The organism is Paenibacillus sp. FSL W8-0187 (assembly GCF_037969755.1).
In the GTDB taxonomy this organism is placed as follows: Bacteria; Bacillota; Bacilli; order Paenibacillales; family Paenibacillaceae; genus Paenibacillus_AQ.
The window spans coordinates 1,589,860-1,611,858 of the sequence record NZ_CP150206.1 but is presented as its reverse complement, the minus strand read 5'-3'; the positions used below and the strand labels follow the sequence as shown (position 1 = coordinate 1,611,858).

At 51.7% G+C, this 21,999-nt stretch carries 12 protein-coding genes; 4 read left to right on the top strand and 8 right to left on the bottom strand.

Features of this window, described 5'->3' with window-relative positions; translation table 11 throughout:
* The first annotated feature begins 1 nt into the window (after nucleotide 1).
* Together MKY48_RS06950 and cpaA are read left to right on the top strand one after the other, a co-directional pair.
* The gene (locus MKY48_RS06950; protein WP_339271129.1) at nucleotides 2-826 is read left to right on the top strand and encodes a carbohydrate ABC transporter permease; all 825 of its coding nucleotides are present in this window, start codon (nucleotides 2-4) and stop codon (nucleotides 824-826) included.
* Nucleotides 827-981: 155 nt separating this feature from the next.
* On the top strand, nucleotides 982-1,464 hold the full coding sequence (gene cpaA / locus MKY48_RS06945) for a capreomycin N-acetyltransferase CpaA (protein WP_339271127.1): 483 nt from the start codon (nucleotides 982-984) through the stop codon (nucleotides 1,462-1,464).
* 140 nt (nucleotides 1,465-1,604) lie between these two features.
* Here the strand turns inward: cpaA and MKY48_RS06940 are convergent, their stop codons facing one another.
* Nucleotides 1,605-2,114 (bottom strand): GyrI-like domain-containing protein, encoded by a 510-nt coding sequence (locus MKY48_RS06940; RefSeq protein WP_339271125.1) that lies wholly within the window; start codon nucleotides 2,112-2,114, stop codon nucleotides 1,605-1,607.
* A 63-nt stretch (nucleotides 2,115-2,177) separates the two neighbouring features.
* Nucleotides 2,178-3,119: a YafY family protein gene (locus MKY48_RS06935; protein WP_339271123.1), complete on the bottom strand. Its 942-nt coding sequence runs from the start codon at nucleotides 3,117-3,119 to the stop codon at nucleotides 2,178-2,180.
* 240 nt (nucleotides 3,120-3,359) lie between these two features.
* On the opposite strand from MKY48_RS06935, the gene MKY48_RS06930 reads away from it, so the two are divergent.
* Nucleotides 3,360-3,842 (top strand): PH domain-containing protein, encoded by a 483-nt coding sequence (locus MKY48_RS06930; protein ID WP_076322918.1) that lies wholly within the window; start codon nucleotides 3,360-3,362, stop codon nucleotides 3,840-3,842.
* On the top strand, nucleotides 3,835-5,508 hold the full coding sequence (locus MKY48_RS06925) for a PH domain-containing protein (RefSeq protein ID WP_339271121.1): 1,674 nt from the start codon (nucleotides 3,835-3,837) through the stop codon (nucleotides 5,506-5,508). The genes MKY48_RS06930 and MKY48_RS06925 overlap by 8 nt, the downstream gene beginning before the upstream one ends.
* Here the strand turns inward: MKY48_RS06925 and MKY48_RS06920 are convergent.
* The 6 genes from MKY48_RS06920 to MKY48_RS06895 all read right to left on the bottom strand — a co-directional run bounded on the left by MKY48_RS06920 (nucleotide 5,503) and on the right by MKY48_RS06895 (nucleotide 21,616).
* Nucleotides 5,503-6,141: a TVP38/TMEM64 family protein gene (locus MKY48_RS06920; RefSeq protein WP_339292575.1), complete on the bottom strand. Its 639-nt coding sequence runs from the start codon at nucleotides 6,139-6,141 to the stop codon at nucleotides 5,503-5,505. The genes MKY48_RS06925 and MKY48_RS06920 overlap by 6 nt on opposite strands.
* A gap of 200 nt (nucleotides 6,142-6,341) precedes the next feature.
* Complete coding sequence (locus MKY48_RS06915) at nucleotides 6,342-9,284, bottom strand: family 10 glycosylhydrolase (RefSeq protein ID WP_339271118.1); 2,943 nt, start codon at nucleotides 9,282-9,284, stop codon at nucleotides 6,342-6,344.
* 300 nt (nucleotides 9,285-9,584) lie between these two features.
* The gene (locus MKY48_RS06910; protein ID WP_339292574.1) at nucleotides 9,585-13,694 is read right to left on the bottom strand and encodes an S-layer homology domain-containing protein; all 4,110 of its coding nucleotides are present in this window, start codon (nucleotides 13,692-13,694) and stop codon (nucleotides 9,585-9,587) included.
* A gap of 222 nt (nucleotides 13,695-13,916) precedes the next feature.
* Nucleotides 13,917-14,912 (bottom strand): Gfo/Idh/MocA family oxidoreductase, encoded by a 996-nt coding sequence (locus MKY48_RS06905; RefSeq protein ID WP_339273416.1) that lies wholly within the window; start codon nucleotides 14,910-14,912, stop codon nucleotides 13,917-13,919.
* A 39-nt stretch (nucleotides 14,913-14,951) separates the two neighbouring features.
* Nucleotides 14,952-15,278 carry an antibiotic biosynthesis monooxygenase gene (locus MKY48_RS06900; protein WP_339273414.1) on the bottom strand — a complete coding sequence of 109 codons (327 nt, stop codon included), beginning with the start codon at nucleotides 15,276-15,278 and terminating at the stop codon, nucleotides 14,952-14,954.
* A gap of 230 nt (nucleotides 15,279-15,508) precedes the next feature.
* The gene (locus MKY48_RS06895) at nucleotides 15,509-21,616 is read right to left on the bottom strand and encodes a phosphodiester glycosidase family protein (RefSeq protein WP_339292573.1); all 6,108 of its coding nucleotides are present in this window, start codon (nucleotides 21,614-21,616) and stop codon (nucleotides 15,509-15,511) included.
* Between the last annotated feature and the right edge of the window lie 383 nt (nucleotides 21,617-21,999).

Here is a 21,999-nt window from a genome sequence, read left to right as displayed (position 1 = left end):
CATGGCTGTCAAGTTGCGAGTGATCTTACCGCATGTAGTCCTTCTTCTATTCGCTGTTATCTTCCTGTTCCCATTTGTATGGCTGGTGATGACCTCGTTGAAGACGCCGGAAGAAATACTCAAGTTTCCGCCGAGTATTCTGCCTGAAACGTTCCAATGGTCGAATTATAAAGAAGCCCTTCAAGCCATTCCTTTTACACGCTATATGATGAACACGTTTCTGATTTGTATGGTGAATATCATCGGTCAGCTGTTCTCTGCACCGCTGGTAGCCTACTCGATTTCCCGCATTCCCTGGAGGGGCCGGAACATCATCTTTACCATCGTGGTGGCGACCATGATTCTGCCGGCTCAAGTGCAGATGATCCCGCAGTACATCATCTTCACCAAGCTCGGCTGGGTGAATACGATCATGCCGCTGACCATCGGCGCATTCTTCGGAGCTCCGTTCTTCATCTTTTTGCTTCGGCAGTTCCTGCTTGGCGTACCGACCGAGTTGTCAGAGGCTGCCAAAATTGACGGGGCTTCGGAGCTGCGAATTTATGTCCAGATCATCATGCCGATCCTGAAACCGGCTCTGGCTACCGTCGCTTTATTTTCTTTTGTGTGGTCTTACGTGGATTTCATGGGACCGCTCATTTATTTGAACGATTCGGCAAAATGGACCATCACCGTCGGCCTGCAAAGCTTTCAGCAGGATCACGGGGCGCAGTGGGAGAAACTGATGGCGGCTTCCACCATCATGGCGATTCCCATGATCCTGATCTATTTCTTCGGACAGAAGTATTTCATGAAATCGGGATCGGCGTTGACTGGGTTTAAATAAGCTGGACCTTCGGAATACATGCCTTCTCTTCCATAGTGGTTCGGTCCTGCTGACCGACCGGCTATGAACACGGAAGAGAAGGTTATTTACGTTTCCAAATCGAAATAAAGGGATGTGGAAGAAACCAATATCAACAAACCCAAAGGATGAGAATCATGCCTCTTCGTATCGCGGCCATGACCGAAACGTTCGCCGAGCAAATTATGGAATGGAACTATGAACCTCCCTATGACTTCTACAACAGCGAGCCGGATGAGGAGTTTCGGAAAGAACTCCTTGAGTATTCCTATTACGCCATACTGGACGAAGAAGGGCAGCTGTTCGGCTTTTGCTGCACAGGCTCATCTGCCCAAATTCCGATTGCGATCCCGTTAGGTGCATATGACGAGGATTTGCTGGATTTCGGACTTGGCATGAAACCGGAATCGACCGGACAAGGCCGGGGAAAAGAGTTCCTCTCGTTCGTGCTGTCATCCATCGCTGAAATTCACAATTACACATCGTATCGGCTGACCGTTGCCAAATTCAACGAACGAGCCATTCGCTTGTATACCCAGCTGGGTTTCTCGGAAGTAACATCGTTTGATTATGGCGGCACTACTTTCATAACGATGATTAAGATGCCGGTCTCTGGATAGTGAAATAAAGAGGGTGACCCCGCTGCGGGATCACCCTCTAGTTCGTTATTGGCAAATATAGCTAACTTCCGGATTGGGTTATATCACCCGGATTAGTCGTTTCCACTCCAAGCAATGGAGCAGTAGCCGATTCTTAACCGCTATTCAATAGCGATGTAAACGTCCACCATGGTATGGGCAGGATCAAACTGCTGCATATCATAGCGTTCGTAATCGCCGGTATACGTCCTTTTTTCGGCTGATTGCTGGAAGTAACTCCAAATTTCATACCACACCTCAGGGACAATTTCCATCAAAGGGCCACGTCTTGTCCGGAATACCATGTACTTGGCTGCTGGGACGGACGCTTGCTCCAATTCCTCCGAAGAAGCTGCAGCAGCCACGTCTTCCTCTATCCTGTTACCGATAATCAAGGTGTATTCCCCGGATGCGTCGCTTTCGTAATCGGTATACAAAGCATATATGGCTTGATCCTTATCAGATATCTGTGCCTGCAAACCGCTTTGGAAATACCGGTCCCATAACTGTGGTATCTTGCCTTGCGGTCCTGCCTCCGCTTCATTCGTCGTTCGAACGCCGACACCCTGAATGGACATGGCGGGTCTAACTTCTATAAATCGTTCACTCTGATTCTGATTGCTATCACTCATGTGTATCCTCCTTAAAATGAATATATCTCTATTCTAAAGAGGTAACGTGGACATCTATCTGTCCTAGTTATCGTAGCGCTGCATAATCAATTGTGCTCTTCGCTTCACTTCCTCGGCTGCTTCGCCCGGCTGCTCAACCAGCACCTGATCACCAAAGCTTAGAATCATGCCGTAAAACCAATCATCCAATTTGTATAACACGTGAACGCGTAAAGAGCCGTCCGGGTTGACGGTTACTTGTTCCGGCGGAAAAATATCCGCCACCCGCTGACGCGCGGCTGCTTCGAATAACAGCACAGTCTCCTGCTCCTGTGCGCTCGACCAAGAAGCATCCCATTCTAATCGTTCCATGCTCGGTATCATTCTTGTCTCCGAAGTCTCATCCAGCATCTCGATATGCTGCATGCGCGATAATCGAAAGATTCGATCGTCTTCCCGCTCCAGACAAAAGGCTTGTACATACCAAATATTGCCCTTCAGTATCAAGGATGCCGGTTCAATGGTTCTTCGCTCCGCGTTGCCCTGCGTATCAATATACTCCATCTCGACCCTGCGCTTTTCTTGAATAGCCTTTTTGAGCAAGCCCACGGTGGGTTTCAGTCCTTGACGCTGTCCCCAAGGCTGAAAGTCCATGACCACAGGTTCCCTCCGATATTCATCGCCAAGCCCCTGCTCTACCCTATGCAGCAGCGCTTTTACCTTCTCAAGCAGGATGCCCATCTGCTGATCATCCAGTGCACTGCTCATCCCTTTGACGGCTGTAACCAGCGCACTCATCTCCTCAGCGGACAGCCAGTACTTGTCAATCATATAATGCTCCATAATTTCAAACCCGCCGGATATTCCCTGGTGGGCAACAATCGGGATCCCGGCTTGGCATAGCGTATCCATATCGCGATATATGGTTTTGCTCGATACTTCAAACCGATCGGCCAACTCCTTGGCGCTCAGTCTCCCCCGGTTCAGAAGCAGGACGGTTATGGCTAATAGCCGGTCTATTTTCATTGCATGCGATCCTTTCGCCTCTCGATCATTCATGTTCTTCCTTAACTCAAGCTTAACAGATTTGGCATGTGTTCATGTAACCGTTAGGTCAGGTTCAGATGCTCGTTAGCCTGTTATGCTACAATGATAGGCACGGCAATCAAGTCAAAGGACGGGATGAAACGATCCATCCCCAAGAACGTAGACATACATAAAAGATGCAAAATGTACGAATCTGTAACATCAAGGAGGAACATACATATGGACAATCGACTTGACGCCATGCGCAGGTGTCACCCGGACTCCGTAACGATCTCCCGCATAACGGGTTTCATTACGGATGGGGTTATTCTACTCGCTGCAGCAGCCTATCTGATTATGGCTGCTATATTCGGGTGGACCCTGATACCGGGCTGGATCACCATCGGACTTTTGGTTCTCGGAGCCTGGTTTACTTGGGCCGTGCCCTCTTTCACCTACAAACAATTCGGCTTCAAGGTAAGCGAGGAAGAATTGGAGCTTCGCTCCGGCTGGATCTGGCTCAGTGACACCCTTGTCCCGATGACGCGGGTACAGCATGTCGAGCTGGAACGGGGACCGCTCCTTCGTAAATATGGCTTAGCCAAGGTAAAGGTCGTTACCGCCGCTACGACTCATGTCATTCAGGCGCTCAAGCTGGAAGAAGCAGAGGAATTGAAAAAACAGATCGGCGAGCTGGCCAAAGTGGTGGATCACGATGAATGAACCGACAAGACTTCACCGGCTGTTCATCCTGTTCCCGCTCGTAAGCAGCGTTAAATCACTCATTCCGATCGCCGCTCTGGTATCCATCAAATTCCTTAACGGAAAATCGCTGCGCGACATCCCCTGGTACTGGCTGTCCGCCGCCATCGTCATCCTGGTCTCGCTTCTGCTTCTGTACGGGTATCTGAAGTGGAAACGCTTCGTCTATACGTTAGAAGAAGACAAAATCCTCATCCGTCGCGGCGTTCTGTTCCGTGAGGAATTGTCCATCTATACGGGCCGCATTCATTCCATGAATATGGAGCAGCCCTTGCTGCAGCGTATATTGGGGCTTACCCAGGTCCGAATCGAAACGCCGGGCAAAACGGAAGGCGGGGGCATACTGCCTGCCATTACCAATAGCGAAGGCGAACGGCTGCAGCGCTGGCTACGCGAGCAAACCCGAACAAGGCAGACGCAGCGTGAGGTTCACCAAGCCCATGAAAGCCCCGACCCATCCGATCAGAGCCTTCCCGTTCAGACGGAGGGGCCATCTGTTCAACCGCCGGAAACCCGAGAGAATTACGAATCCATTCAACCGTCGAATCAGAACATGGGATACGGAAGCGATCTTTTGGAGGATTCCGATTCGGGCGTCGTTGGCAGAAAGAATGCAAACGATCCAATCACCGTACAGGAAGAACGCAGCACGCTGCTGCAACTATCCTCCGGACGCCTGCTCATTGCCGCACTTTCCTCACCCAACCTGTCGCTGGCTTTAGCCTTTGTGGGCGGTATTTTATCTTTTGCCGATGACCTGCTCCCGGATCGGATGTACCAATTGCTGTTTCAATCGGCAGGGAAGCTGCTGCCCGGCAGTTGGATCAGCATTGCTGCTGTGGCGCTCATCGTATCCTGGCTGCTCTCCGCCGTGCTCTACACGATCAAATATGCGGGATTTACCGTCGAGCGGATCGGGAAACAAATCTCAGTCAGTTGCGGTCTGCTGGAGAGAAAGAGACTGCTCTTCTCTCCCGAACGAGTGCTGGCCATCACCGTTAAAGAAGGCGTATTCCGGCGCTGGTTCGGTTACGCTGAAGTGAAGGTTCATGTGCTTACGTCTGAGTCTGACAAGCATTTCATGCTTCACCCTCTACTGAAGACTGGAGATATTCCGGCACTGCTGAATCGGGTTACGCCTCAATTCAGCGCTCAGACCATTACCGCTTCGCCGCCGCCCCGCGCAAAATGGATGTACTTGCGGTGGAAGCTGGCTTTTGCCGCGGTAGTTAGTGCCCCATGCATTTGGTATTTTGACAAGCTCGGTTTGTTATCACTTCTGCTGCTTCCGCTCTCGTTAGCTTGGGGACTCCTCTCGCACCGGGATTCCGGACTTAATGTAACGGATAAACAGCTAACGATCCGCAGCCGTTTCATTGCTATGTCCACCAGGTATATACGCAGGCCGCAGATTATCGCCATGGAGGTTAGCGGTACCCGCAGACAGCGAAGAAGGGGGCTTCTATCCCTTCAAGTGAAGATGATATTCAGCGAGATCAACGAAAGTTTAAGCGGAATGGATCAGCGAGAGATCGAGGCTGTTCGGGCTTGGTTCCAAAAGAAAAAGGGCGAGAACTCCGCATCTGCTGAACGGAGTGGTCCCGCCTCATCAATTGAACACTTATAAACGTTCGGTCTCCGTTCTTCCTGAACGACCAAAGCCCGACAATCGGTAAACCATAAGGGTTATCACAAGAAATACGCCATATACGCCGATGGTGATGATGATGTGGGAAGGGTCTGTCATGAGATGATCCCCCACCATCGAGAACAGCAGCATGGCTGGGATTTTGCCTAACGCGGACGCGATGCTGTATGATGCGAACGTTACCTTGCTGAGAGCCGCGTACACATTGATGACAATGGAAGGAATAAACGGGATCAACCGGGTAAACAGGATGGTCAAAAAGGCGTTCCGTTCGAACATCGTTGTCACTTTTCCCAGCCTGTTATAACGGTAAAGCACCCGGTCGCCCCATTCCTGATAGCCGTATCGGATGAACATAAACATAAGGATGGAAGCGGCGGTGGAGCCGACCCAAGTGACAATTCCGCCGATGACCGGCCCCAGGGCGGCACCGATAACGCCTCCTACCACCGGATAAGGGATCACCGGAAACAAGGCCATGATGACGGCCATGAACATCATCAGCATGATACTGTCTGTCGATCGAATCCATACCAATATGGCATCGCCATAAAAGTAAACAAGACCACCTACGGCGGCGTAAACCAATGCCATTCCTAATTTCTTGAACATGCACCACACTCCAGGTCGTAATGCACCTATTGTATCACGCATATCCATTGGAACAAGCGCAAAAGGGACATCCCAAGGCTATAAGCCGGGATGTCCCTTTTGCTTGAAATGGGCTGGTCGTTCCCTGAAGCTACATGTTGCTAGGGAAGTGGAACAGCCGTTAACCGGTATGGATTAGATCCTATCGCGCTCATGTCAACTCACGGTCTGCTCGGTTTCCCTGGTGGATTCACCGGGGGCTTTCCAGGCTTACCACTATGCTTCACTTTCACCGTGACCGGTTTGCTTGGGGCACTCTCATTATGCAGACGATCAACTGCCGTCACGACATACGTATAGGTTTGTCCCTCCGCTACGGTATGATCGACAAAGAATTGCATCTTATCGGCTGTTTTTCGGAGAGTCCCTAACAAATGCGACGGATCTTGAACACTGCCGGCGTCTCGGCCATCATAACGATAGACCGCATAATACGTCTCGTCACCTGTCGACCTCCAGCTTAGCTTCACGCCTTCTTGCTTTTGATCAGCCTTTGGCTTCTTGGGCGAAGTCGGCACCTCCGAATCGATCCAAGGCATCGCCGGGATCAATGCCGGATATCGATACAGATCGTTCTTCAGTCTATCCGTAAATCCGAGCGCATTATCCTTAAACCATTTGGAGCTGAAGTATATGCTGCCCCGGACTTCCTCAAAGTTGCGGTTGTAATGGATCTGGTTCGGCATCTCTTCGGGGTTGGACCAATCGGCATTCGACCCGATTTTATATACGGCTTGTCCGCTGTATAGATGAACGTTCTTGCCGGACACGATCCCGCTCCACCAATCGATCAGCTTATCGTAAGCGGCAGCGGAATAACCGATATTCCAATAAATCTGAGGTGTGATATAATCGATCCACTCTTCTTCAACCCATTTCTTCGAGTCGGCATAGATGGCATTGTAACTCTCAAGACCATTGGTTTCAGAGCCGGTCGGATCGCTGGATTTATTTTTCCAGATACCAAACGGACTGATGCCGAATTTCACGTAACTCTTCTCTGCCTTGATGGCTTCGTTCACGTTCTGAATGAATTGATTGACGTTATTTCTTCTCCAGTCTCCCTTATTCGTAAAGGAGCCTTTGTATTGGTTAAAGGTGTCCGTATCCGGGAAATCCACGCCGGTTACGGGATACGGGTAGAAGTAATCGTCAAAATGCACGGCGTCGATGTCGTAATTCCGAACGACCTCCATGATGCCGTCGATAATAAACTGTTGCGCTTCCGGTATTCCTGGGTTGAAATACAGCTTGCCGCCATATTCTTCAACCCACTCCGGATGCTGCCTGGCCGGGTGGTCTGCTACAAGTTTGTTAACGTCTCCTTGAAGACTGATGCGGTATGGATTAAACCAGGCATGAAACTCCATGTTTCGCTTATGGACTTCCTCCAGCAGGAATGCCAGCGGATCGTACCCCGGATCTTTGCCCTGAACTCCCGTCAGCCATTCTGACCATGGCCCGTAATTGGACGGGTAGAATGCGTCCGCCGTCGGCTTGATCTGCATAATGACCGCATTCATTCCCGCATCCTCCAACTGATCAAGCAGACTGATAAACTGCTGCTTCTGCTGATCCGGATCGGTGACTCCTTTGGCTGGCCAGTCAATATTGTCGACGGTTGCAATCCAGGCCGCTCTCATCTCGGCTTTCGGATGCTCAGAAGCTTTGTTCACCGTGATGTAGAGGGAACTGGTCTTTCCTTGGAATGTCGCTGTTACTCTAGCGGAACCTATCTTCAAGCCGGATACCACTCCTTTATCATCGACAGCGGCTACATCCGGATGACTGCTGGTAAACGTAACGCCTTCCGTTATGATCACCGGCTCCTCCATCCAGGAGTAGGTTGCGGACACCGCCGTCTCGAAGGAGTCTCCAACCGTAACCGCTGTAAGTCCTTGAAGTTCGATGCTCTGCAGAACAGGAACCGGGTCCGTCACCGTAATGGCATGCTGTGCGGTTATTCCACGGTACGAAGCCGTAATGTCTGCCGTTCCTGCGGAAACTGCTGTCAATTGACCGGCTTGATCTACAGATACAACGCCCGGTTGATGGCTTGCATAGCTAATTCCTTCAGTCAGCCATACAGGGTCCGTCTGGTTTCCGTATACGGAGTAAACCACACTGGTTCTCATGTTGCCGGTAAGACTGGTCTCCATATGAAGCGGCCCGGATAACAGCAATTCTCCAGGGGCTGGCACATCCTGCGTAATATGAAGCTCATACTGAGATTTTGGTCCATCTCCGTATTCTGCCGTTATGGTTACCGTTCCCGGCGCCAATGCTTCAATAGTGTCGTATGTAGCGCCCGTGACAGTAGCGATGTTATCGTCACTGCTGGTGAGTTTCACGCCGGTTGTTAATAATGCAGGTTCCGTATGTCCTTCATAGGTTGCATATACCTGGGGCTTCGCCGTTTCTCCTACGCCCATGGGCGTCAGCCCGCCAATGTCGAGCCCGTACACCTGGGAAGCCGTATAGAATGCGGACAACCTGTCGAAGTATACGGTACCTTTGTTTTTATTCGTGTCCTTTAATTCGGTGATATAGATTTGATTCACTTTGAGAGGAGCCTTGATGGTAGAGGGGACGTTAAATTTGACGTATTTCCAGCCCTTCCAGCTAAAACCGGAGGTAGAGGTTAAATCCACGGCATGCTTGCCGCCGGAAGCGTCCTGAAGCTGGGCACGGAGCCAATGATTCCCGCCGTCGCCGTAAACCCATAAACCGAGTGCAGTCGGTGAACCGGGGACGCTTCTGCCGGTAGAACCGTCCGGATCTTTGAAGTTGAGATAAGCCGCCGAGGTACCGGATTCGCTGCCCACAAAATCATACGTTAGAGCTGCAGCGTGATGTCCATAATAGATTGGTTCCGGCCTCCCCACTACATCCAGCTGAGCCTTTCCCCTTACGGAGGTTGCGGACAAATTGGTTACCGATTCGAAATTTTCAATCACAACAGCGCGTGGATCTCCGGCGTTTGCGTCTGCATTAACGGAACTGCTGCCCCATGCAGAAACAGCTGTACTGAACATCATCGCTAACGCCAGCGTCATGCACAGGATCGACCTGCTGCTTCGATAGACATGTCTTCTGGTTTTCATTCACTAATTCACTCCCTACTTTTATGAATGCGCTTACTATTCGTTGAACCCAAATACGATTACGATTCGAATCGGCGCCCCCCACCTCCTATCTCTGTCGCTAAAAGTAGATGATCGGCATGGATTCGAACACACGCGTTCATCTCTACCTCTATCATATTGAAATTTTATTTCAAATTTCAATAGTTTTTATAAAATATAATTTTATATTTCGAGCAGGAATTTAAGCTGCCATGGCGTATGCAATCGCAAAAAAGAAGCCAATACGGGACAATCCCCCGTTTTGGCTTCCTGATTCATTCAGTTCACGTGTTCAAGAAGTCCGATAATCAGCGTCACGGCTTCCGCCCGTGTTGCGAATTGCTGTGGAGCGAAGCGATTGTTACCCACACCGCCCACAAGTCCTGCATCAACCGCAGTCGCAATATACCGCGCAGCCCACTTCGGAATTTCCTTCGTATCTTTAAAGGTCAATTTCGCTACCGAGTCGGGATTTATTCCGCTGGCACGAACGATCATCGCTACCAGCTCGGCCCGGTTCAGCGGCTTGTGCGGACCGAAGGAGCCATCCTTGTAACCGCTGATGATGCCTGCTGCCACGCCTTGCGCTACAGCATCCTTGGCCCACGAAGGAATCTTGCCTGCGTCCGTGAACGTAAGCTTAGTCCCGCCTTCGGTCAGATGCAGCGCGCGGCCCAGCATAGCCATGAATTCAGCCCGCGTAACCTGTTGATTTGGCCTGAAGGTTCCGTCTCCATACCCGTTGACAAAGCCTGCTGCCACGGCCTTATCGATGGCTGATTTGGCCCAGTGCCCCGCGGTATCCCTCAGCGCCGGTAGATTCCCATTACCCGAATCCGTACCAGGGTTGCTTCCAGGCTGAGAACCTGTTTCCGATCCGTTACCCGGGTTCGTTCCATTCCCGGCACCTGAACCGTTCCCCGAGCCTGATCCTGAGCCACTTCCTGAACCGGAACCTGGATTATTGCCTGAACCAGAGTTGCTTCCTGATCCTGGATTGGATGTGCCAGGCCCCGGATTCGGTGTTCCTGGACCTGGTCCCGGACCTGGAGTTCCTGGATCGGGATTCGGCGTTTGAACATCCTTCTTCACGATACCGAATTGATCAATGATAAATGGCTGTGCACCATTGAGGTTCTGGTCAATTTCATAGCTGACCGCGGTCAGCTTGCCGCCATCGATCGTAATACCGACGAAGTTTTGTACCTGGCTGCGTTTCGGACGCCGGTTATCGCTCGGATCCGGTCCGTATTTGGCCGCATGGTTTTCTTCCGCGCGTTCAAACAGTCCGTAGTATGCATCCCCAAGCTTTTCACTCGGATTCTTATAATAAACTTTCGGTCCTGCGGTTGCCGGAATCAAATAGATCGTACCGTCCGGATTAACCGAGTATTCCAGCTTCTCGCCGTTTAGCATCTCCGTAATCTTCTCCGGCTCTGCCGCTTTGCCGTCAGCCTTGATCGGTTTGGTGCGGGCATAAATATGATCATGACCCTGCAATACAAAATCAATGCCGAGCTCTGCCATTAACGGAGCAATCTTGGACCGCACGCCGTTAGCTCCCATAATATCGGAGTCCGTCGCATGATTCGAAGTAGTGTACGGACCTTTGTGAATATTGACGATCACCCACTCCGCTCCGGCTTTTTTAGCCTTCTGCACATCTTGTTTGAGCCATTCCACCTGCTCGACAGAGAAATTATCGTACACGTCCGAGTCCTCATTGGAATTCAACACAACGAAATGCGCGTTGCTGTAATCGTATGAGTAGTACGCTCCGGTCTCGGTTGCCGAATTATCCGGCTGCTGTACATTGAAATGTTCGATGAAGGCGTAGTTTTCATCCTCGTGGTTACCCGCAGATGGCACCAGCGTCGTATGGAGCAAGCTTTCCTGTGAATGACCTAACAGCCAATTCCACTGTTCTTCCTTGACGCCCTTGTCTACAATATCGCCGTTATGGACAACGAATTGCGCTTCCGGCACGGTAGCCAGCGCCTTGGCAAGTGTCTCGGATGAAAGCACCGCTTCATCTTCTGCCTTCGCCTGCGTATCGGCCAAATCAATGAACGTGAACGCTCCTTTCTCCGGCGCAGTCCGGAAGGTTCCCGTCTCACTCCAAACCCCAAGCGCTGCATCTCCTACGCGGAAATCGTAGGACGTATTGGGCTTGAGTTTCGTTGCTTCCGCTTTATGCACAAGTTCTGCTGCTGAATTAGTAGAAGCAGCCGAACGTCCTTGGAACGTGATCCCATTCGTAAAGTCAGGAGCGACAGCAGACTTCTCCACGATCTGAAGGTCACTGCCTGTCACCTGCTGGGATGTATACCAGGTGAAACCCTTGGATGTTTTGGCATCGCCGTGGAACGTAACCGTCACTTTGCTCACTTTTTCCTGAACAGGATCCGGCTTCGTCTCCTTCATAATTCCAAACTGATCCACGATAAACGGCTGCCCGTTCATCTGATTCTGATCGATTTCATACGTCACAGCTGTCAGCCTGCCACCGTCGATCGTAAACCCGACAAAGTTCTGAACCTGGCCTCTGGCAAGGCTGGTTGTATTTCCGTACTGGCGGGCGTGGTTCTCTTCGGCGCGCTCAAACAAATTGAAATATGAATCACCCAGCTCCGGCTTCTGGTTCTTGAAATAAACCTTGGCTCCTGCGGTGGCAGGAATCATGTAGATGGTTCCATCCGGCTTAACTGCATATTCGATGTTCTGCCCATTAAACATCTCGGTAATTTTCGTGGCATCCTCGGCGGTTCCGTCGCTCTTGATCGGCTTTGTCCGCGCATAGATGTGATCATGGCCCTGCAGCACCATATCAATTCCCAGCTCGTTCATCACAGGAGCAATTTTGTTCCTTACTCCGTTCGCACCCATGATGTCACTGTCGGTTGCGTGGTTCGAAGTTGTATACGGCCCTTTATGGATATTGACGATAATCCAGTCTGCACCGGCAGCCTTCGCTTGCTCCACATCCTGCTTCACCCACGCGACTTGCTCTGCAGAGAAGTTCGCGTACTCGGGCGAATTCTCATTGGAGTTAAGCACGATGAAATGCGCATTGCTGTAATCATAAGAGTAGTACGCGCCAGTAATCGTTGCAGCGTTGTCTGGCTGCTTCACATTAAAATGCTCGTAGAAGGCATAATTCTTATTCTCGTGATTCCCTGCGGAAGGGGCAATCGTTGTATTCAAAAGGCTGGATTGCGAATGACCCAGCAACCAGTTCCATTCCTGCTCCGATGTGCCGTTCTCCACCACATCTCCGTTATGGACAACGAATTTAGCATCTGGAATAGTGGCAAGTGCTTTGGACAAGGTAGCTGCCGACAGCATCGCCTCGTCCTCTTCCTTCGCTTGTGTATCCGTCAGATCGATAAACGTGAAGGCACCGCTGACAGGTGCCGTCTGAAAGGTACCCACCTCGCTCCACACATTCAGGCTCTGGTCCCCAACTCTGAAATAATAGGAGGTATCCGCCATTAAACCTGTCGCTTCCGCTTTATGTACATGCTCTCCCGGAGAATTCGAGGAGACGGAAGTACGACCGCTAAATGCTAGCGCCTGACTGAAGTCCGGCCCGGCCCCGCGATTCTCCACAACCTGGACATCGCTTTGGGAAGAGCCCAGCGGCGTATACCAGGTAAAGCCTTTCGCGCTGGTCGCGTCTCCATGGAAGGTTACCGTTACCTTGGAAATATCCAGTGCCGGTGCCTGCGCTAACGCGGCAAGCTTCATATCGAAATATAGATCCGAGCTGCTGTCGCTCTGCTGATGGATCTCGACCGCAATTTCGTTATTGCCGTCCTGCAAATATGTTTTCAGCGGCTCGGTCAGGTCCACGTCCCCATATATAACGGGCAGGTCCTTGCTCGAGGTCGCCTTCATGTCGTACATGATTTCGCCTTCCGGCATGCCCATGCGTCTTACTTCATGGCCATTGACGTAGAGCACGGCGCCGTCATCAATGCCGAACGTGCCGAGAATCTGGCCGTAACTGTCAATTTGGTCCTTGTTGACTTGAAGATTCGTTCGGAAATACGTCGTGCGGTGCTTGAGTTTTTTATCCGTACCATAGTCTACTATGGTGCCCAGCGGACCAAACTCCGTGGTTGCTATGCTGCTTCCGTTATCTTTATAACCGAAAGGAGCGAATCCGGATTCCCATGAGGAATCATCATAGGTGGAACGCCATACGGTTGTTAAATCTTGGCCCTGATCAAAATACTTCCACTCCGCATTGCGCTGAAGTAAGATATCAGGCTGATCCTGCGTTGCTGCTTCAACAGTGGATAAGGATCCGATTCCTGCAAATAATCCAAACACTAACGCTATGGATAACAGCATGGATAATAGCCTTTTGTACAGATGAGTAATCATGTATTCTCTCCTTTATGATGTTGGATGTGTGTGAAGCAAGACTGTCAAACAGCTCCAGCATAACAAGGGGGTATAAAGGGCTTGTCATCCCAACGTAAAACTTATGTAAATAATGACATTGAGAACGCGTAATAATTCTGTTCACGTCATCTTAACTATAGCAGCAACAAAAAAAGCAGGGCGAGATGTTCTCTCGCACTGCTCCCTTATTTGCCAGACGGCTTAACCTTCCGAAGGATACTTCAGGCCCCACTGTCCCCGAATCTGATCCAGCAGCCTCATAATCGCAAGCGACTCATCAAGCGTCATCACATCGCTCTCCAGCCGCCCTTCCATTAGACACCGCCCCACTTCATAAGCCTCGAAGCTATACCCTTTCTCCTGCCGGTCATCTGTAACAACCACCGGTTCCTCGCCATCTACATAAAGCGCAGCGGATGTTGCATTCAAGAAGGACGGAATGTGAATATACCCGTTGGTGCCATAAATATAAGCTTCATTCGTCAATCCAAGCCGGATCGCCCCGTTTAACGAAGCGGTTTTGCCCGATTCATAAGATAGAATAACCGAGAACTGCTCATCTACGCCCGTCTCACCGATATGCGCGGTACTCCATATCTTCTCCGGCTCGGTTCCAAAAATCATGGATGCAAACGACACCGGATAAATACCCGCATCCAGCAGCGCGCCGCCGCCAAGTTCCAAATTGAGCAAACGGCCCTGCGGATTCCAGCCGCTGCGAAAACCAAAATCGGCCTTCAGCAGCCGAACATCGCCGATAAGTCCGTCGTTCAACCATTCGCGCACCTTCCGAATCGGGGGAAGGAAACGCGTCCACATGGCCTCCATCAGGAACAGCTTTTGCTCCCGTGCAGCTGCCACTAATTCCTCCAATTCATCCCCGTTAATCGTAAAGGGTTTCTCGCACAGGACGGCTTTGCCGGCCTGAAGACACATTAAGGCATGATCCCGGTGCAGCGGATGCGGAGTCGCTATGTAAACAACGTCAATATCGGGATCCTTCACGAGTTCCTCGTAACTGCCATAAGCCCGCGGTATATCGTATTTAGACGCAAACTCTCCTGCATTGCTTGCCGTACGAGAGCCCACGGCCACAAACTGAGCGTTCTCCACATACGCCAGATCGGCTGCAAACTGCTCCGCAATCCAGCCTGTCCCTATGATTCCCCATCTGATCTTGCCCGGATTCTGTATCATCATTTACTCCTCCTCATCATCTTCCTGGATTAGCCTTGCCTAAAGCTTGTAGAAGCTGTCCCTCTCCACTTTGCAAATTCGTAAACCAAAGCTTTCATACCACTCGTTCTTGCCCCGTTCCTGGGCTACCTGATGAGCAGCATTCTCCTTCCATAAACAAATGGCCTCCAGGGAATCCCAGTACGATACCGTGATCCCAAGGCCCTCATCCCGTGCAGACTCCACCCCCAAATAGCCGGGCTGCTGCGCGGCGAGCTCTGCCATTTTATCGGACATCTCCCCATAACCCCGGTTACCCTCTGTTCGTTTGGACACAAAAATGCAGGCATAGTAAGGTGGCTTCGGCGTATTCGCGTATTCCGTTATTCTCTCTCCTCCTTTCCGGTTTCCAGATTAGCCATTAATTCGATTCACATTCGTCCATTGACCATGTAATCATTATATCGGAACTTCCACCGTTCTTTAACCTGTAAGAAAAATGTCTTTTGACGTTTATGCCGTAAAGACAGCCCTCGGTTAGTCTTAAGAAAAGAAACCGCCTCTCTCCTCTGTGATCATCTACAGGAGAAGAGAAGCGGTAGTCTGCCTTCTAGCCTTTACTTCAGTTTGTGCAACAGATTATAGATGACCTGCGCGCTTTCCGCACGCGTGGTCAGGCCTTCCGGTTCAAAGCGGCTCGGTGTACGGCCCTGAACAAATCCGAGGGCATGCGCCGTTTCTACCGCTTCCCGAACCCAGTCCGGGGATGAAGCAAGATCGGCAAAATCGCTGCCCGCGCTGATGTTCTCCTGCTGTAGTTTCATCGCGTGGGCATAAGCGCGCACCAGCATCGCCGCCATTTCCTGACGCTTGATCGGGGCATCCGGATCAAAACGGTCTTTGCTTATTCCATTCACGATGCCCGACCCGGCAGCTGCGGCCACAGCTTCTGCGTACCATTTGCCTGAATCTACATCGGCAAACGGCGCAGAGCTCTCTGCCTGAAGATCGAGCAGACGAACCAGCATCGCCGCAAATTCAGCCCGGGTCACTTGCTGAGCCGGTGCGAAGCGTTCCGTGCTGACGCCTTCGATGAGCTGCTTCGCTGCCAAGTCGGTAATCACTTCTGCAGCCCAGAATGAAGAGGGCACATCGGCAAAGGTTTTCTCATAATCAAGTAAACCATAGGCGCTGAAATGTCGGATCCCCGAAGTCATGCGGCCATCTTTTTCCACTCCGCCTATATACTCCAACTCACCATTATCGGACAAATAGTACATCGCTATTCTTTTGCCGTTAGTGTCATTAGATAACGGCAGTTCCAGCGTAATCGGATGATCGAATTCAGTTAAGTTGTAAGCTTTGCCATCCGCTGTCGTTAATCGAAGCTGGAACTCCAGCATGGCTCCGACTGCTGTCAGCTTGGCCCCGGAGACGCGGGCAGCTTGCGCGATTCGCTCCTTCATCTCCGCATCCGATAACGTGGCGGCACTCAGTTTCATCGTGCTCTTCTCAAGCTGGCCAGGATATGCAAGACCACCCAACTGGCGAAGCACTTCGGCCGGGATCGTTATGGCCACATTCTTCGCTTCAATATGGATCGAACCATCCTTAAGTATGTCTGCTGCATTCCCTGGCAGCGTGATATCCGTAAAGCTTCCATCCATCGTGATTACAACCTGCCCGTTCGACAGCTGAGCTGCCAGCTCGCTCGCTGATAAGGTGACGCTGCCTGACGGCGGTGTCACAGGTGGGGTGACCGGTGGTGTTACTGGCGGTGTTACCGGTGGTGTTACTGGCGGTGTTACCGGCGGCTGTACCGGAGGGTCTACCGGTGGCTCCGGTCCCGGATCAGGATTTCCCCCGCCCCGGGTGGTCACCTTCAAATCATATTCCGACTTGAACCCTTCGTAGGTTGCCGAAATCACGGTCGCCCCTTCGGCCAATGCCCGGACTGAGCCTAACTCATCGATCGAGGCGATCTCTGGCTTACTGCTCTCGTAGGTTACACCTTCGATTAAGCGGATACGGCTGCCGTCGGTATAAACCGCCTCCGTGACGGCCTGATCGGTATCCCCGACCTTCAGCTCGGTTTTACCACCTAGGGCGATCGACTCCATGCTGCCGTTCGGAATTCGGTCCACCGTAATCTTCACATCTGCATAGACGTCCGGTGCTACCGTGCTGGTCGCTCTTACGACCGCGCTGCCCAGACCTTGAGCCGTCACGATGCCGTCTGCAGATACGGTGACGACATCATTCGCCGGTTCGGAACTGTATACGGACCACACAACGGTTCGTTCAGCCCTGCGCGGCTTCACTTGAGCCAGCAATTTCTGGCTCTCGCCTACAGCTAGTGTCAGCTGGCTTGGCGTTACTTCAATCTGCTGCGGCTCCGGCTTCGTATCCGATTTCGCCAGCGTAAACTCATCCACGACGCGTCCGTCAACCGTTTTGGTTACATAATAAAGCTCGTCACCCTCCACTTCCACGGAAGCATACATCTGAGTGGGTTCATCGTCGACCACCTCATGCCAGCCTCGCTCCGTGTGAGAGTAGAATTTAGGTCCTGACGATCCCGCCACAACGTAGGTTGTGCCCTTACCGTCCGCAGCAATCTGGTTGTTCATCATCGGATAGGAACGAATATAAATATGATCATGTCCGTTTAACACGAGATCCACACCGGATTCCTCAAGCACCGGCGCCCACAGACTGCGTACCTCGGCGGAGTCATAGATGCTTCCGTAAGGTCCGCGGTGGAACATCGCGATGGTCCAATCTTTGTCATTGCCAGCCAGATCCTGCTGGAGCCACTTTTTCTGATCCTCCAACTGATACTCGCTGTTCAGCATAATAAAATGAATGTTCTTGTAGTCAAAAGAGAAATTGGTTCCCTTCAGGGTGTCCAAGCCATTGCCCGGCTGGTTAAAGTGAGCCAGGAAGTCTCCATTCTCCTTATTCCCCATCACTTCATGGTTGCCGATGGCAGACACTAACGTCGTATTCAGGAAATGCTTCTGGGCTTCAGCGAACCAGTAGTTCCACTGCTCCTCCAGGAATCCCTTGTCGACCATATCGCCGGCATGGACCATAAATTCGGCGTCCGGATGCTCGGCTGCCGCCTTGTCGATCGTATTCCCCCACAGCTCGAACTCCTTCGCTGTGGATGCCTGGGAATCGGCAAAATACAGGAATTTCGTTGTATCTCCCGTAAGCTCCGTTGTGCTAAAAGAGCCTTGGGCACTGTAATGGCCTTGTCCATCACCGACACGGTACACATACTCTGTGCCTGGCTCAAGTCCGGCTGCCGTCGCTTTATGGACACGAACGGTGCCGAGATCCAAGGTATGGTACAGCTCGCTAGCACCATTGAACTTCTGGACGTTCGGCGCATCGAAATCCGTAAATTCGGACCGCTTGGCCAGTTCCACAACGGTCCCATCCGTCGCCGGGTCCGTGTGCCAGTTCAGCATCCGCGACGTGGTCGGATCTTCGCCCATGCCCACGCTGATGTTGAATGGAGTAGGACTTCCAGCCAGCGGCGAAACCTTAAACTCCAAGGCCGGGCTATATTGATTATTCTTTACGGCTTGCACGGTATACGTCTTCACCTGGGATGTTAGCGCCGCCGTCTTCAGGATGCCCGCAGCATCTGTTTTGCCCACCGCCGCTGCGTCAGCCATAATCTGAACGCCTTCCACAGGCTGATCTTGGGCATCGGTCACTTCAAACACGGTTTCGTATCCCTGTACGGTTCCTTCCTCATTCCAGTTCAGCGCATAATGCGTTGCGATCTGCGATTCTATCGGAAGACCGTAGAACGAAAATTCGGTATTGCCCGTATCGGCAAAGGATACCGCCCCGGACGTGAGTGATAGAATGCTGCTGCCAGTGGCGTTCTTTTTCACGTCATACCGGATTTGGCCGATCCAATCCGTATCCTGCAGGGATGCGGTATGGATGTCCTTCCAGGTCACTCTCACCTTTCCAGTTGTACCGTCGATGTTCCCGCTAACCTGGGTTGGACCCAGCTTGTCTCCCGGTATGAGCTCCAGATTCTCCACTTTGGTGGGATCGAATTGGAAATCGACATGCCCGCCGCGAATTTGGGAGGTCTTCACTCCGCCGATATCGAGCGTGTAGCTGCCGCCTGCATAGATCGTATCCGGCGTATTGTATACCACCTTGGCTGCGCCGGTATTTACGGTGAAGTTCCATTCCTTGGTCGTTTGGTTGCCCGCCAGATCACGGACGGTTACTTTCGCCTGATGAACGCCATCGGCAAGCGGAACGTTCGGCGTGTAATGGATTCTTCCTTCCGGCGGATACAGGGTGTGCTGCACCGGACTGCCGTCCAGATAGAATCGGATTTTGTCCGGATCAATTAAGGTGGTTCCCGGGTGTGCGACAGGATCATAACCTGCATCCTCGGCATACACGGTTATGGTCGGCGTATTCACCTTGATTTCCGCACCGTCAGCCGGCGAGAATTTCTTCAGAATCGGCGGTTCGATATCGTCATTAGCCGGGCCGTACAATGCCCGAATTTCGTCCACGTAGATGGCACCGGCGTCTTTTTTCGCGGCCTGGGTTTCCATATAACGAACAGGCATGTCCATCACCAGCGGAAGGGTTCTTCCTTTGGGAACGGACGCTTCGAGATACTTCCATCCCTTGAAATCAACGCCAATCGTCTGATCGGTAAAATCGAGCGGGATCGCGCCCTTGCTGTCACGAATCTGGGCACGGAGCCAGTGCGCATTGCCGTCCCCGTAGACCCACATGCTGATCTTCTCCGGATAACCAGGAATTTCGATATTGTCCGCTGTGCCATTCGTCTGCAGATAAGCGCCGGAGGTGCCTGTCATTCCGGTAAAATCATACTCCAGCTTCAATGCGCCATTCCCCGAGCGAATGTAGGTCTCATCGGTTTCAATGGATACCTTGGTCGACTTATACTGCGCTCCAGCACTTGGTTTATAACGGCTAAGGCCGTTCTCAAAATCCTCGAGCATCACCGGAGGAAGACCGACATTCACATCAATGGAAGTTTCAACATTTCCGTATTTCACATGGATTTTGCCGCTGACATCCTGCTTGTCCGTGGCGGTAAACGTTCCATTTGCGTCAATCGTCCCGATCTCGCCTTCGGTTCGCCATTCAAAACGACTGTTATCCGCCTGAATCACCTGTCCATTGCGAAGCGCCGTGACCTCGAGCGTCTCGGTAGAGCCGGAAGAGAAGGTCTTCACGGCGTCGGAGAACTTGAGCTCGGTCAGCTCATTAACGACTTCCAACGCGGCTGTTCCGGTCAGATTGCCGGATTGTACGGATACTTCGGTTACACCCGGTTGATCCCCTGCCGTAAACGTACCGCTTGCGTCGATCTTCCCATAAGCAGGGTCAACGCTCCATGCCGCAGCCTCCGTCATTTTCGCCGGATGCAGGTTCTGGTCCACGGCTGCCGCCTTGAAAGTTGTAGAGGAGCCCGTCAGCACTCTCTCCAGTGTAGGTGCGACGACCAGTTTATTCGGTGCTCCTTCAGGCGCCTTGTTCACCAGCAAAATACCGTTGGCCGTCTTGCGTTCACCGCCATCGGATGGCGAGTTGAGCACCTTGCGCGTGGCTTCTCCCGGCAGGCGGGCAACAAAGGTAGCTGATCCGCCTCCATCCAGATTCAATGCGTTTACCACACCAAGCTCTTGCAGCATTTCGCCAAGTTCGATGTAGTTAAGCCCTTCACTGAAGCCGGGCTGACGACCATCGACCTCGAACAGCACAACGGTTCCGTCCGCTTTGGTTCCCACCACCGTTCTTGGATGCACGGCCGGATCGGTATGCTGCTGGACTACGCCATCCTGCACCAGCATCACCGTACCGCCAATCGCCATCGTGACATCCTTCCACTCGTTGTCCAGCTCAAAACTTGCCTTTACTTCATCCCCTGCCTGGAGTCCGGCAAGCTTGCTCCGCTGTGATCCCGATGCGGATAGTACCACCTGGCCTGGGCCAATCGGCGAATTCCCCTGATCTATAAGAACAGAGGCCACCTTCATCGTCAAGATCTCCCCACTGGCGACCCTGCCGCTCACAATATCCAGAATCACCTCGTCTCCAAGGTTATTGGTCATCGTGGTGGCATTAAATTTTTCGGTATAAAGAACAAGTGCGTCCGTCCCTCTGAGACGGTTGATGGATGATAGACTGCTTACCACTCCGCCTATCGTCACGTTTTTCGTCAATTTCGGACTGCCGTACAGGCTGGTCCCGTCCGGCTTAATGCCAAAGGCGTTCCGGCCACTGGGCGGATCCGTTAATAACTCCCCGCCCCCCATAAACAATCCGAGCGGAATTCCGGTGGACATATCGTAAAAATCCCCATTCACTGCCGCGATGACGCGGTTGCCTGCCTTGTCGGCATCGGATGCCATTTTGCTGACTCCCTGCATGCCGTAGACCTTGCCATCGGTGAGGCCGGGCTGAAGCTCCAGATTCCCTTGCGATGGATCAAACTCCACCATGTGGACCTTCTGCTCTCCACTGCCCTTTTGCATATTCGCCCATGTATATGTAGCCCCTGGCCCAATCTCCATCTGCCGCATATCAATGACCGATGACGCAGCGGCGACCGGGTCGGCAGCAGCTTGTCCTGCGGGAAGCAGTAGCGAAAGAAACATCACTCCGCTGAGCAGCGACGATATTCTCTTTTTGCTTTTTATCATGTACATTAATTCCTCCTTCTCTGTGCTTGGACTCTTGTTTTCTCCCGGATGTTTGTCCGTGAATGAAAGACCTACTCGGGAGTATAACGTTAGCTTGTTAATTCCACCTCCGATCTGTGTTAAGACGAAGTTAACTCTGCCGCTATCGCTGTTACATTCCGTCATTAGCTGGAAGGGCTGCAAAAATGTATGCTTCCGCTTCATATTCACCGCTACCACCAACGACCGAAGTTAACCCGTCTTCTTTCCCTTATCATATTGAAATTTTATTTCAAATTACAATATGTTTTGTAAAACTTTATTTTATTTTTCGGAGCAGGAATTTCTGGCTGGATGGAGTAAGTGCGGATTTTGTCGAATGCTGAGAATGAGAAAAAATCCAT